Origin of the sequence: Paenibacillus sp. RUD330, assembly GCF_002243345.2 — a bacterium.
Classification (GTDB): domain Bacteria; phylum Bacillota; class Bacilli; order Paenibacillales; family Paenibacillaceae; genus Paenibacillus_O.
Genome location: NZ_CP022655.2, coordinates 2,283,597 through 2,296,018 on the forward strand (window position 1 = coordinate 2,283,597; position 12,422 = coordinate 2,296,018).

Sequence of the window (12,422 nt, forward strand, 5' to 3'; positions counted from 1 at the left end):
CATGCGGAGGAAGGAGTGGACGCCAATGTTGAAGCTGATTTCGCATCTGTTGCCGCCGGAGCTTTATGAGCGGCTTCGCCGGCTGCCTGATTCCGTGCATGCGGGTCTGGAAGAGATCCGGATCCGGGAGGAACGGCCGCTGGAAATCGTCAGCCAGGGCAGATCGGGATTTTTGACGGAGGACGGCGGATGGAGCAGCAACCCGCAGCAGGCGTTCAGGCCTTCCGGCGAGCTATGCCGCAAGCTGCTCGGCAGGCTGACCGGGCATTCGCTGTACGCGATGGAGGAAGAGCTCAGGAAGGGCTACATCACCGTGACCGGAGGCCACCGGGTGGGGCTGGCCGGCCGGACCGTCCTGGAGCGGGGCGACGTCAAGGCGATCCGGGATATCGGAGGCTTCAACATCCGGATCGCCAGGGAAGCGGTCGGCGCGGCAGACAAGCTGGCTCAGCAGCTGGCGGATCCGGCGAGGCGCAGCATCCATTCCACGCTGCTGATCGGTCCGCCGAGAATGGGCAAGACGACGATGCTGAGGGATCTCGCCCGCATCGTGAGCTCGGGCAAGTGGCCCGATCCCGCAATGGCGGGATGGCCGGGGAGAAGGGTGGCGATCGTGGACGAGCGGTCGGAAATCGCCGCTTCCGTCAAAGGGGTGCCTTCCTTCGATGTCGGTCCCAGGACGGATGTGATGGATGCGTGTCCGAAAGCGGAAGGGATGATGATGATGCTCCGCTCCATGTCTCCGGAAGTCATCATGGCCGACGAGATCGGCAGGGCGGAGGATGCGGCGGCCGTCCGGGAGGCGGCCCATTCCGGAGTCGCGGTCGTGGCGACCGCCCACGCCTCCAGCCTCGAGGAAGCGAGGGGCAGGCCAATACTCCGGGAGCTGCTGCATGACGGGGCGTTCAGCCGCTGCGTCATTCTCGGAAGAAGCCGGAATGGCTTCGAGGCTCGGGTCGTCGCGCTCCAGCACGCTGCGCCGACGGCCAGAGAGCCGACTGGGGCTCGGGCTCCAGAGGGGGCGGGAACATGATCAAGGCAGCCGGTGCCGTGCTTATCCTGCTTGCCGGCACGCTGATCGGATTTCTGCAGGCGGCCCGCTTCGCCAAGCGTCCGAGGCAGCTGCGCGAGCTCATCCACGGCCTGCAGCGCCTCGAGACCGAGATCGGCTACGGCTACACGCCGCTGCCGGAAGCGATGCGCCGTACAGGCGCCCATATGGCGGAGCCTGCCGCTTCGATCTTCCGGCTGACTGCGGACAGGCTGGAAAGTGCGGATGCCCCTGCTTTCGAAGCATGCTGGGAAGAAACGCTGGCCGGCTGCTGGCCGGGAACCGCGATGCGGAAGACGGAGCTGGCGACGCTGAGGCGGCTCGGCTCCACGCTGGGAATGAGCGACCGCGAAGACCAGCTGAAGCATCTCCGGCTCGCGCAGCAGCAGATGCAGGCGGAAGAAGACGGTGCCCGGGATGACCAGGCGCGTTACGAGAAGCTGTCCCGCTCGCTAGGCATTCTCATTGCCGCACTGGTCGTCATTTTGATGGTTTAGGGGTGCCGAGTACATGACCATGGATATCAGCGCCATCTTCCAGATCGCCGGCATCGGCATCATCGTGGCCATGATCCACACGGTGCTTAAGCAGATGGGGAAAGAAGACATGGCGCACTGGGTGACATTGATCGGATTCGTCGTCGTACTGTTTATGGTCGTCCGGATGCTCAACGAGCTGTTCCAGGAAATCAAGACGATCTTCCTGTTCCAGTAGCGGCGGCATTCCGCGGGTCAGGAGAATGGATTATGGAAATTGTGCAAATCGCGGGAATCGGGCTGCTCGCCGCGATTCTCATGCTGGTGCTCAAAGAGCAGAGGCCGCTGTTCGCTTTTTTGCTCGCCATGTTCACAGGGGTATTCATCTTTCTCATGATGCTGGGCAAGATCGATGCCGTCATCGGCACGATGCAGCAGCTGGCCGAACGCTCCGGCATCCCTTCGGTGTACTTGAAGACGATTCTCAAAATGATCGGAATCGCGTATATCGCCGAGTTCGCCTCGCAGATCATCCGCGACGCCGGAGCCGAGAGCGTCGCCTCGAAGGTGGAGTTCGCCGGCAAGGTGCTGATTCTCGTCATGGCCGTCCCGATCATCAACGTCATTGTGGAGACCGTGGTCGGCCTGCTGCCGGCGGGGGGGTGATGCGGCGATGCGGCTGCTGATGCGTTGGCTTCAGGCAATCGGAATCAGTCTCGTCATCTGGGTGGCCGTGTCGGGGACGACAGCCTGGGCGGCAAGCGGTCCGGCGGAGCCTTCCTTGCAGGAAGCCCGCCAAGACGACGGCTCCAAGGCGGCCGCGGACCTCAACGACAAGCTGGCCAAGGAGCAGGCGCAAGCCTACGGGACGGATACGGTTGAAGCGTACTGGAACAAGCTGGTCACGGAGTACGGCGGTTATTTTCCGGACGGATCCATGCCGAGCTTCGTCGAGATGATCACCCCCGGAGGCGATGGCCTCAAGCTCGGGACGGTGCTGAGCGGCTTGATGAAGATGCTGCTGCATGAGGTGCTCTACAACGGCAAGCTGCTCGTCTCCATCGTGCTCCTGGCGATATTCAGCAGCATCCTGCAGACGCTTCAATCGGCATTCGAGCGGAACATGGTCAGCCAGGTCGCTTACTCGGTCGCCTACATGGTGCTGATCGTGCTTGCGGTGAACAGCTTCCACGTGGCGATCGGATACGCCAGGGACGCGATCGAGTCCATGATCCAGTTCATGATGGCGATGATTCCGCTGCTGCTGACGCTGATCGCCAGCACGGGAAGCGTCGCGACCGTCACTCTGCTTCATCCGGTCATCATTTTCATGGTCAACACGGTCGGAACGCTGATCTATACGATCGTTTTTCCGCTCTTCTTCTTCTCGGCTGTCCTCCATATCGCCAGCTCTCTGAGCGACCGCTTCAAAGTGACGCAGCTGGCCAATCTGCTGCGGACGGCTGGAGCGGGAATACTCGGAGTCATGCTGACCATCTTCCTGGGAGTGATCTCGGTCCAGGGAGCCGCCGGAAGCGTGACGGACGGAATGACGCTGCGAACGGCCAAATTCATCAGCGGCAGCTTCGTGCCGGTCGTAGGAAGGACGTTCTCCGATGCGGCCGACACGGTCATATCGGCATCCATGATGGCCAAAAATGCGGTCGGGCTCGCGGGAGTCATCATCCTCCTGTTCCTGTGCGCTTTCCCCGCGATCAAGATTCTGGCGCTGGCCGCCATCTACAATGTCAGCGGCGCCGTCCTGCAGCCGCTCGGCTCCAGCCCGATCACGACCTGCCTGCTGACCATCGGGAAGACAATGCTGTTCGTGTTCGGAGCTCTTGCGGCGGTAAGCCTGATGTTCTTCCTGGCGGTCACCATCATACTGACGGCGGGCAATGCGATGATCATGATGCGTTGAGGCCGGCAGCGTGGATGAAAGGAGTCGAAGCCGATGCTGGGCTGGTTCAGCTCCTGGCTCAAGGATGTCATTTCCGTCATTCTGCTCGCCGCCATCGTGGACCTGCTGCTTCCGAACAAGTCCATGCAGCGTTACGCGAGGCTTGTAACCGGCCTGATCGTCCTGCTCGTCATTCTGACTCCTCTATTGAAGCTGGCGCAGGGAGACATCCAGGGGCAGCTCAGCGAGAGCATCAAGGATTGGGACCGCGAAGTGCAGGACTCCAACGTCAAGATGCCTTCTCTGGACGATATCCTGCGGAAGGCCGAAGAGACATCGGGCCGCTCCAGACAGCAGGCGGCGGAGCTGGCGCGGACGAAGCTCGAATCCGAGGTGAAGGCGGCTGTCGAGCAGCAGACCGGGCTCGGCGTCGCTTCGGTGGCTGCCACGGTGTCTTGGGATGGGAGCGGCAACGGAACGGTGTCCGGCGTCGTCGTCACGCTGGCGGCAGCGGGCGGGAATCCATCGTCGTCTCCAGCGGACAACGGCAAGGCTGCGGGAGCGGGCGAAGTCGCTCCGGTGGACATCAGGGTGGATCCCCTCCGCGTTCAAGCCGGGGATGCCTCCTCCGGCGGCGTCTCCTCGGAAGCGGCTATGGCTCCCTTGGAGCAGCAGCCGGGCGCTGAAGATGGCGGCACGATGCTTTCCGGGGAAGGAACAGAGGCTGGAAGCGGCAGTCCAACCGAAGCCCCGGCTCAGGCCGCTGCCGAGATCAGGAGACTGGTCGCGGCCGGCTGGGGATTGCAAGACCGGCAGATTCAAGTATGGGCGGAGACGGAATGAAGAGATGGATTGAGCATGGCGGAGAGGAGGGGCGATGGTGGGCAAATGGCTGGAAAAGCTGGAGCAGCTGGCCGGAGGCGGTCCCGCAGGGCCGGGCCGCGTCAAGGCGCTGAGATGGCTTCTGCTTCTGGGATGCATCGGAGCGGCGCTCATGATTGCCGGCAGTCTGCTGGATTTCCGCCAGGTCGGCACGACCGGCACCCATCAGGGAGCCGATCCGCCAGCTCCCGGCTCCGGCGGCGACCAGAGCGCCTTCATCGGCAAGACGTCCCCTGACGGAACGGACTTCTCCAGCATCGAGCAGCCTCTGGAGAACCGGCTGAAGGAGATATTGGAGCAGATTGTCGGCGTCGGAACCGTGAAAGTGCTCGTCACCGTCGATTCGACGGAAGAGATGGTGTGGGGCGTGGATCCGAACAACTCCCAGTCGGTGACGGATGAGAGCGACAAGAACGGCGGCAAGCGCCACATGACCCAGGTGACGAGCAGCGGCAAGATCGTCATGTATGAAGTGTCCGGAGAGCAGAAGCCGGTCGTGACCAAAATCATCAAGCCGAAAATCCGCGGAGTGCTGGTCGTCGCCAACGGGGCGGAAAATGCAGCCGTGAGGCGGATCATGACCGAGGCGGTGGAGAAGGGGATGGATGTTCCCCTCTCGGCTATATCGATCGTCCCGCGCAAGACGGGCTGATCCCGCCAGGACGGCCTGTGCCGGCGGCGCGAGCGCAGGAATCCGCGCAAGGACTGACGCTTGAGTGAATCCGGAACCAATCCGAGACCAGGCCAGATCAAAGGCCAGATCAAAGGCCAGATCAAAGGCCAAGTCCGGATCCGAACCAAAACCGGATCCGAAACCCAAACAAGATCCAAATCCAAAACAAGATCCAAATCCAAAACAAGATCCAAATCCAAATCCAAATCCAAATCCAAATCCAAATCCAAATCCAAATCCAGCCCCAATGGTACACCATTTTAAGGAGGTCAAAGACAATGAATTCGAAACGTCAAACGGTATGGCTCGTATCCATGCTCAGCCTGATGGTCATTCTCTCCGCTTACTATCTGTTCACGGACAATTCGGGACAGAGCGCCCTCAAGGACACGGCGCAAACGCAAGGAGCGGCTTCCGGCGCGACGGAAGTATCCGGCGCCGCAGGCGTTGAGGTGCAGGATGTGGTCGTCACGCCAGGAGATGAAGCTCCGGCTGCCGATTCCGCAGGCAAAACGGATGCAGGCGCGGCTGCGGACGGCGTCAAGGATTCCGGCAGCAAGGAAGGCACGGATGCGGCAGGACAAAAAACGGATGGACAGACGAAAGCATCCGAGGCGAAGGACGGAGCGAAGGAAACTTCTGCGGATGCGGGCATCAGCCCCGAGGACCAAGCGGTTCTCCAGCAATTCGAAGCGGGATCGGCCGCCGGCCAGTTCACCCAGCTGAGCGAAAAAAGCCAGGATAAAGTGAGCAAGCTGTATGACGGCATCATGAAAAAAGTAAACGATCCGAACCAGACGGCGGACGGCTCCGCCAAGGCGCTGGCCGAGCTCGACCAGTTCGAGAGCCGCCAGGACAAGATCGAGAGCCTGCGCAAGGATCTCGGAGCGAGCTTCAAAAACGTCGTCATCGACGAGAACGACGGAGCGGTGACGGTCGTTGTCCAAAGCGAGAAGCTGCAAAGAAGCGAGGCGGCCTCCATCATAGCGAAAGTGAGCACTTCGCTCAATGTCAGCGCGGGCAGCGTGCTCGTGAAGTACCTCCCATGACGGATCGCAAGAAGGCTTCCCGGATCGTTCCGGGAAGCCTTCTTTTTCTTTGCGGAGGGGAAGCTTCGCTGCCCGGCGATTGACCTCTCGTGTTAGAATAGGGCTTGTGCTATAATACAGTACGTCATGGCCGCATGGAGGGCTCAGCCCGCTGTTCCGTCCGGCAAGCAATTAGAGCCAGGGGTTATTCCGATCCCCGTACCCGCCCTAAGGAGTGAATTACATGTTCAAGCTTAGCGAAATCAAAGAACTGATCAAACTGATCGACCAAACTTCCGTGCAGGAACTTGAAATCGAGAACGAAGGAACCCGCCTGCTGATCCGCAAGCCCGGCAAAGCAGAAACGGTCGTTTATCAAAGCGCGCCCCAAATTCCTACATATACCCAGCCGCAAACGACGCCGCAGCCTGCCGCCGCAGCCGTTCAGGCTGCGCCGGACGCATCCGCGGGCTCCGCGAACGAAGGGGAGAAGCTCCACAGCATCGTGTCTCCGATGGTAGGCACTTTCTACACCTCCTCTTCCCCGGACAACCCTCCATATGTGACCGTCGGCAGCAAGGTCAGCGACAAGAGCATCGTCTGCATTCTGGAGGCGATGAAGCTGATGAACGAGCTGGAAGCCGAAGTGCGCGGAGAAATCGTCGAGGTGCTCGTCGAGAACGGCCAGCTGGTGGAATACGGCCAGCCGCTGTTCCGCGTCCGTCCGGAGTAATGACAGGTTCCGAGGAAGGAGACAGATCGTTTTGAAATTCCAGAAGATCCTCATTGCCAACCGCGGCGAGATCGCCGTGCGGATCATCAGGGCGTGCCGTGAACTCGGCATCGCCACCGTGGCTGTATATTCCGAGGCGGACCGCGAATCGCTGCATGTCCGCCTCGCCGACGAGGCGTATTGCATCGGGCCGACGCTGTCTAAGGACAGCTATTTGAATCTGACCAACATCATGAGCGTGGCGACCCTTACCGAGTGCGACGCCATCCATCCGGGCTACGGCTTCCTTGCCGAGAACGCGGATTTCGCGGAGATCTGCGAATCCTGCAACATCACGTTCATCGGCCCGTCGCCTTCCGCCATTACGAGAATGGGCGACAAGGCGATGGCGAAGCAGACGATGAAGGATGCGCGCGTGCCGATCATTCCAGGCTCGGACGGCCTGATCGAGGATCTGGACGACGCGATCCGCGTCGCGAGAGGAATCGGATATCCGGTCATCATCAAGGCTACGGCCGGGGGGGGCGGCAAGGGCATCCGCATCGCCGAGGACGAGGACACGCTGATCCAGCAGATCACGACCGCCCAGCAGGAAGCCCAGAAGGCTTTCGGCAACGCGGGCGTCTATCTGGAGAAGTACCTCACCGGCATGAAGCATGTGGAAATCCAGATCATGGCCGACCGCCACGGCAATGCCGTCCATCTGTTCGAGCGGGACTGCTCCGTGCAGCGCCGCCGCCAGAAGCTCGTCGAGGAAGCGCCTTGTCCGGTGCTGAGCCCGGAGCTCCGGGAACGGATGGGACAGGCAGCCGTGCGCGCGGCGCTCGCCGTCGAGTATTGCGGCGCCGGCACACTGGAATTCCTGCTCGGTCCTGACGGCCAGTTCTACTTCATGGAGATGAATACGAGGATCCAGGTCGAGCATCCTGTGACCGAGATGATCACGGGCGTCGACCTGATCAAGGAAATGATCTCCGTGTCGGAAGGCAATCCGCTGTCGATCCGCCAGGAGGACCTCAGCATCGACGGCTGGGCGATCGAATGCCGGATCAACGCCGAGGATTCCGAACGCGGCTTCATGCCTTCTCCCGGCAAGATCGGCTTTTACCTGCCCCCTGGCGGCATCGGCGTCCGCGTCGACAGCTCCGCCTATCCCGGCTACACGATCTCGCCGCATTACGATTCCATGATCGCCAAGCTGATCGTCTGGGCGCCGACCCGCCAGGAAGCGGTCAACCGGATGAAGCGCGCGCTGTCCGAATTCGCGATCGAAGGCATCAAGACGACGATCCCGTTCCACCTGAAGCTTCTCGAGCATCCGATTTTCCTTGGCGGCAGCTTCGACATCAAGTTCCTTGAGGATTACGACGTGAACAAGCCCTACGGCGACGAAGCTGCGGATGCCTGAATCCGTTTGTCATAAAACCCGTGGAATGCTATAGTATAGGAATATGAATCGGATGAGCCTCCGGTTGCGGACCGGAGGACACCTATCATCAAGCGGGAGGTGCGTCAAGGCACATGAGCATCATGGCAGCGGATTACGAGAAAACGGACATCGGCACGATCCAGATCGCGCCGGAAGTCATTGAGGTCATCGCAGGCCTTGCGACGATCGAGGTCGAGGGCGTCGCCGGCATGAGCGGCGGACTTGCGGGGGGCATCGCCGAACTGCTCGGACGCAAGAACTTGTCCAAGGGCGTCAAGGTCGAGGTCGGGCACAAGGAAGCGGCTGTCGACGTGTCCATCATCGTGGAATACGGCAACCCGATTCCCGAGATTGCGGCCGAGATCCAGCGCAATGTCAAGAAGTCGATCGAGATGATGACGGGACTTATCGTCGTTGAAGTAAACGTACATATTCATGACGTCTACTTCAAGTCCGGCGAGAGCCCTGTTGAAGAAGACTCTGCCCTAAGAGTCAAATAAATAAGGAACCGTCACCCCCTTGTGATTGGGCTGCCGCTCGGCGCAAGGGGGTTTATTCCGCTTTATGAGGAGGAACATCTGGTTGAGCCGAATTGTTGATCGTCTTCTTCTGTTTTTATTTTCCCTGGCCGTCATGATTTTGAGCGTGCTCGCGATCGCAATCGGCACTGGAGGAGTCGGCAAGGACTCCGCCTCGAGCTTTCTGGCCGATTGGATGAAGATCGGTACCCCCGTGAACATCGCCGTCATCATCGTATCCGTCGTCCTGCTGCTCATCGGCCTTCGGCTGTTCTTTGTCTCCATCCGCGTCAAGGGAGGCAGCTCTTCGTCCATCGACCAGCGCAACGACTTCGGCGACATCCGGATCTCGATCGAGACCGTAGAGAATCTCGTGCTCAAGGCAGCCGGCAGGCAGCGCGGCGTCAAGGATCTCAAAGCCCGAATCACGACGGCGGAATCCGGCCTGGATATCGCGGTGCGCGCGGTTGTGGACGGCGAGACGTCGATTCCTCATCTGACGGAAGAGATCCAGCGGGCGGTCAAGGATCATGTGGAGGAAATCACGGGCATTCCGGTTGCGGCCGTCTCCGTGTTCGTCGCCAATGTCATCTCGTCTCCTTCTTTCAAGAGCCGCGTAGAATAGGAGGCAGGCAACCATGTGGAGAGAATGGTGGGAACGATACGGAGGACGGGCTGTCGGCGTCGCCGCGTCGCTGTTCCTGGGCATTATCTTTTTGATATCCGGTTTTTGGGACATGCTGTTCGTCGCCCTGCTGCTGTGGGCCGGATATACAGCCGGCTACCGCAAGGATACCGGCGGAGAACCGCTGTTTCCATGGAGACGCCTGGCCGAATGGCTGGGAGAACGTTTCCAGCGATATCGCTGATTACTGTGGTCTCCTCCGTACTCCGGACAGCAAGCCCCTTCCAAGCGGGGCTTTTCGGAGCAGGGAGGAGATCATAGGTATTTTTGGGGGATTCCATACAAAGTCATTTCTTGCTCAGGAGGCATTATGAAACGAAGGTTAGCGCGTCAAATAGCGGTACAAGGTTTGTACCAGATGGAAATGAACGAAGTGACGGCGGAGGAAGCTGTCGTCATGCTTCTTGAAGAGGCACGCCAGGAAAATGAAATCGGCGCGGACAAGATGGAGGAGGGCGAGACCGGCGGTTTCGCGAAAGAGCTCATCCAAGGCGTCATCGAGCGCAAGGCGGCCATCGACGGCATGCTTCAGCAGTATTTGACAGGCTGGCAGGTGGAGAGGCTTTCCCGCGTCGATCTTCAGGTGCTCAGGCTCGCCTGCTACGAGCTCGTGTTCCGCACGGACGTGCCGCCCAAGGCGGCGGTCAATGAAGCGATCGAGCTGTCCAAGCATTTCGGGACGGACGAGTCCGGCAAGTTCGTGAACGGCGTGCTGGGCCGTCTGATTGCCGAGCTGGACAAGCTGAAGACCGAGTAAGGAAGGCTGCCAACGGTCGGGCCGCCTAGGCAAGACAGCTTGTTTTAGCCAACAACCGAGGGGAGAGATCGGCGCGTGAGTGCACAAGTCATTGACGGAAAGCGCATAGCGGGAGAAGTTCGTTCGGAAGTGAAGCTGGAGGCGGAGAGGCTGAGGGCTTCCGGCATCGTGCCGGGACTGGCGGTCGTTCTCGTCGGAGAAGATCCGGCTTCGGCCGTGTATGTGGGCAGCAAGGAGAGGACCTGCGCGGAAATGGGCTTCTATTCCGAGGTCCATCGCTTGCCTGGGCAGACGACCCAGGAAGAGCTTCTGGAGCTGGTCGGCCAGCTCAACCGGAACGGAAAGATCCATGGCATTCTGGTCCAGCTGCCTCTTCCCCCGCATATAGCAGAGAAAGCGGTCATCGACGCGATCAGCGTCGAGAAGGATGTGGACGGCTTCAGCCCGCAAAGCACGGGCAATCTCGTCATCGGCGACGAAAGCCTGCTGCCCTGCACGCCTGCAGGCATCATCGAGCTCATCAGGCGCAGCGGCCATGAGATTGGGGGCAAGCATGCCGTCGTGATCGGGCGCAGCAACATCGTCGGCAAGCCGGTCGCCATGCTGCTGCTCCGCGAGAATGCGACCGTGACCGTCTGCCATTCCCGTACGGAGAATCTGGAGGCGATCGCGTCCATCGCGGATATTCTCGTCGTGGCCATCGGCAAGCCCGAGGCGATCGGTGCCGAATGCATCAAGCCTGGAGCCGTCGTCATCGACGTCGGCGTCAACCGGCTCGACAACGGCAAGCTTGCGGGCGATGTCGATTACGAGGCTTGCCTTCCGGCGGCCGGAGCGATCACTCCCGTGCCTGGCGGAGTGGGACCGATGACGATCGCCATGCTGATGTACAACACGCTGAAGGCTGCTCGGCGAGCAGCGGGAGTGTGACCAGCCGATGGCCGATACACCGCGCATCTATTCCATCAAAGAACTGAACCGGTATATCCGGATGAAGCTGGAGGGCGACAGGCTGCTTGGCGATGTTTGGCTGCGAGGCGAAATTTCCAACTTCACCCACCATTCCAGCGGCCATATGTATTTTACGCTCAAGGACAAGGACAGCCGGCTCAAATGCATCATGTTCGCCAGCCATAACCAGCGGCTTCCCTTCATTCCCAAAGAGGGAGCCAAAGTGATCGCCCGGGGCAACATCTCCGTCTATGAAAGAGACGGCAATTATCAATTCTATGCGACCTCCATGCAGCCGGACGGACTTGGAAGCCTCTACCTGGCCTTCGAGCAACTGAAGGCCAGGCTGGAGGAGGAAGGCCTGTTCCGCGAAGAACGGAAGCGGGAGCTTCCCCGGTATCCGGCTGTCGTCGGAGTCGTCACTTCTCCTACAGGAGCTGCGATCCGGGATGTGATCATTACGCTGCGGCGCAGATATCCTGCCGCGGCGATTCTTGTCTATCCGGCGCTTGTCCAGGGGAAAGCCGCCGCCCCGTCCATCGTGAAGGGCATTGAAGCCCTCAATCGCCATGGGCAGGCCGATGTCCTCATCGTCGGCCGCGGCGGCGGCTCGCTCGAGGAATTATGGGCGTTCAACGAGGAATCCGTGGCCCGTGCGATTTCGGCCTCCGGCATTCCGGTCATTTCAGCGGTCGGACATGAGACCGATTTCACCATCGCGGATTTCGTAGCCGACAAGCGTGCGGCTACGCCGACGGCCGCCGCAGAGCTCGCTGCGCCGAATATGGCGGAGATTGGCGAGTATCTGGGCAGGCTGAACCAGCGCCTCGCCGCAGCGGCCCGAAGCACGGTCGGCCGGCGCAAGGAGCGGCTGCTTCGGGCACGGAGATCGCCCTATTTCGTCCATCCGCGCCGATATCTGCTCGACCAGGCGCAGCGGCTCGACCGGCTGAGGGAGCGTCTGGAGGAGAAGATCCGCCGCCAGCCCGACAAAGCCGGGGACAGGCTGCTGCGGCTGCGCAAAGTCCTGCAGGCGCATGATCCGAGCGGAAGGGCGGCCGCTGCCGCCAAGCAGCTGGACCGGACGAAGGCGAGGCTGGAGAAGGCGATGCGCATGGCCGTCAAGGACAAGCGCGGGCAGGCCGCAGCTGCCGTCAGACAGCTCGACTCGCTCAGCCCGCTCAAGGTCATGGCCCGGGGTTACGGCCTTGTCTTCGACGAGAGCGAGAACCGCATCATCCGTTCCGTCAAGGAGCTGTCGCCGGGCGATATGGTCCGCGTGAAGCTTCAGGATGGAAAAGCACAGTGCCATGTATGGGCGATAGAGGAGGAGTGAGCC

Annotated in this window: 16 protein-coding genes; all 16 read left to right on the forward strand. The window is 60.7% G+C overall.

Going from position 1 to position 12,422, the window contains the following annotated elements:
- The first annotated feature begins 25 nt into the window (after positions 1–25).
- The 16 genes from spoIIIAA (at position 26) to xseA (ending at position 12,419) form a co-directional block, all read left to right on the forward strand.
- Entirely contained in the window at positions 26–1,033 is a 1,008-nt protein-coding gene (gene spoIIIAA / locus CIC07_RS10275) for a stage III sporulation protein AA (RefSeq protein WP_076356568.1), read from the forward strand.
- The gene (gene spoIIIAB / locus CIC07_RS10280) at positions 1,030–1,548 is read left to right on the forward strand and encodes a stage III sporulation protein SpoIIIAB (protein WP_076356566.1); all 519 of its coding nucleotides are present in this window, start codon (positions 1,030–1,032) and stop codon (positions 1,546–1,548) included. The genes spoIIIAA and spoIIIAB overlap by 4 nt, the downstream gene beginning before the upstream one ends.
- Before the next feature lie 13 nt (positions 1,549–1,561).
- Positions 1,562–1,765, forward strand: coding sequence for a stage III sporulation protein AC (spoIIIAC, locus tag CIC07_RS10285; RefSeq protein WP_048748439.1), 204 nt, complete (start codon positions 1,562–1,564; stop codon positions 1,763–1,765).
- Between the two features lie 32 nt (positions 1,766–1,797).
- Positions 1,798–2,193, forward strand: coding sequence for a stage III sporulation protein AD (gene spoIIIAD, locus CIC07_RS10290; protein WP_049867187.1), 396 nt, complete (start codon positions 1,798–1,800; stop codon positions 2,191–2,193).
- Between the two features lie 7 nt (positions 2,194–2,200).
- Complete coding sequence (gene spoIIIAE / locus CIC07_RS10295) at positions 2,201–3,448, forward strand: stage III sporulation protein AE (RefSeq protein ID WP_076356564.1); 1,248 nt, start codon at positions 2,201–2,203, stop codon at positions 3,446–3,448.
- A 33-nt stretch (positions 3,449–3,481) separates the two neighbouring features.
- Positions 3,482–4,270 carry a stage III sporulation protein AF gene (gene spoIIIAF / locus CIC07_RS10300; RefSeq protein WP_076356562.1) on the forward strand — a complete coding sequence of 263 codons (789 nt, stop codon included), beginning with the start codon at positions 3,482–3,484 and terminating at the stop codon, positions 4,268–4,270.
- A gap of 34 nt (positions 4,271–4,304) precedes the next feature.
- Positions 4,305–4,961: a stage III sporulation protein AG gene (gene spoIIIAG / locus CIC07_RS10305; protein WP_327205379.1), complete on the forward strand. Its 657-nt coding sequence runs from the start codon at positions 4,305–4,307 to the stop codon at positions 4,959–4,961.
- A gap of 299 nt (positions 4,962–5,260) precedes the next feature.
- On the forward strand, positions 5,261–6,031 hold the full coding sequence (locus CIC07_RS10310) for a SpoIIIAH-like family protein (RefSeq protein WP_076356558.1): 771 nt from the start codon (positions 5,261–5,263) through the stop codon (positions 6,029–6,031).
- A gap of 223 nt (positions 6,032–6,254) precedes the next feature.
- Positions 6,255–6,743 (forward strand): acetyl-CoA carboxylase biotin carboxyl carrier protein, encoded by a 489-nt coding sequence (gene accB, locus CIC07_RS10315; protein WP_076356556.1) that lies wholly within the window; start codon positions 6,255–6,257, stop codon positions 6,741–6,743.
- Positions 6,744–6,774: 31 nt separating this feature from the next.
- Entirely contained in the window at positions 6,775–8,151 is a 1,377-nt protein-coding gene (accC, locus tag CIC07_RS10320; protein WP_076356554.1) for an acetyl-CoA carboxylase biotin carboxylase subunit, read from the forward strand.
- A 113-nt stretch (positions 8,152–8,264) separates the two neighbouring features.
- Complete coding sequence (locus CIC07_RS10325) at positions 8,265–8,672, forward strand: Asp23/Gls24 family envelope stress response protein (protein WP_021880408.1); 408 nt, start codon at positions 8,265–8,267, stop codon at positions 8,670–8,672.
- Between the two features lie 82 nt (positions 8,673–8,754).
- Complete coding sequence (gene amaP, locus CIC07_RS10330) at positions 8,755–9,315, forward strand: alkaline shock response membrane anchor protein AmaP (protein ID WP_076356550.1); 561 nt, start codon at positions 8,755–8,757, stop codon at positions 9,313–9,315.
- 13 nt (positions 9,316–9,328) lie between these two features.
- On the forward strand, positions 9,329–9,559 hold the full coding sequence (locus CIC07_RS10335; RefSeq protein WP_021880410.1) for a DUF2273 domain-containing protein: 231 nt from the start codon (positions 9,329–9,331) through the stop codon (positions 9,557–9,559).
- 126 nt (positions 9,560–9,685) lie between these two features.
- On the forward strand, positions 9,686–10,132 hold the full coding sequence (gene nusB, locus CIC07_RS10340; protein ID WP_048746884.1) for a transcription antitermination factor NusB: 447 nt from the start codon (positions 9,686–9,688) through the stop codon (positions 10,130–10,132).
- A gap of 75 nt (positions 10,133–10,207) precedes the next feature.
- Positions 10,208–11,062 (forward strand): bifunctional methylenetetrahydrofolate dehydrogenase/methenyltetrahydrofolate cyclohydrolase FolD, encoded by an 855-nt coding sequence (gene folD / locus CIC07_RS10345; protein ID WP_076356548.1) that lies wholly within the window; start codon positions 10,208–10,210, stop codon positions 11,060–11,062.
- 7 nt (positions 11,063–11,069) lie between these two features.
- The gene (gene xseA / locus CIC07_RS10350) at positions 11,070–12,419 is read left to right on the forward strand and encodes an exodeoxyribonuclease VII large subunit (protein WP_076356546.1); all 1,350 of its coding nucleotides are present in this window, start codon (positions 11,070–11,072) and stop codon (positions 12,417–12,419) included.
- Positions 12,420–12,422 lie beyond the last annotated feature (3 nt).

Bases quoted from the DNA above. Each gene is read 5' to 3' on its own strand.
- spoIIIAA (WP_076356568.1), top strand. From the start codon at position 26: ATGTTGAAGCTGATTTCGCATCTGTTGCCGCCGGAGCTTTATGAGCGG.
- spoIIIAB (WP_076356566.1), top strand. From the start codon at position 1,030: ATGATCAAGGCAGCCGGTGCCGTGCTTATCCTGCTTGCCGGCACGCTG.
- spoIIIAC (WP_048748439.1), top strand. From the start codon at position 1,562: ATGACCATGGATATCAGCGCCATCTTCCAGATCGCCGGCATCGGCATC.
- spoIIIAD (WP_049867187.1), top strand. From the start codon at position 1,798: ATGGAAATTGTGCAAATCGCGGGAATCGGGCTGCTCGCCGCGATTCTC.
- spoIIIAE (WP_076356564.1), top strand. From the start codon at position 2,201: ATGCGGCTGCTGATGCGTTGGCTTCAGGCAATCGGAATCAGTCTCGTC.
- spoIIIAF (WP_076356562.1), top strand. From the start codon at position 3,482: ATGCTGGGCTGGTTCAGCTCCTGGCTCAAGGATGTCATTTCCGTCATT.
- spoIIIAG (WP_327205379.1), top strand. From the start codon at position 4,305: ATGGTGGGCAAATGGCTGGAAAAGCTGGAGCAGCTGGCCGGAGGCGGT.
- CIC07_RS10310 (WP_076356558.1), top strand. From the start codon at position 5,261: ATGAATTCGAAACGTCAAACGGTATGGCTCGTATCCATGCTCAGCCTG.
- accB (WP_076356556.1), top strand. From the start codon at position 6,255: ATGTTCAAGCTTAGCGAAATCAAAGAACTGATCAAACTGATCGACCAA.
- CIC07_RS10325 (WP_021880408.1), top strand. From the start codon at position 8,265: ATGAGCATCATGGCAGCGGATTACGAGAAAACGGACATCGGCACGATC.
- CIC07_RS10335 (WP_021880410.1), top strand. From the start codon at position 9,329: ATGTGGAGAGAATGGTGGGAACGATACGGAGGACGGGCTGTCGGCGTC.
- nusB (WP_048746884.1), top strand. From the start codon at position 9,686: ATGAAACGAAGGTTAGCGCGTCAAATAGCGGTACAAGGTTTGTACCAG.
- xseA (WP_076356546.1), top strand. From the start codon at position 11,070: ATGGCCGATACACCGCGCATCTATTCCATCAAAGAACTGAACCGGTAT.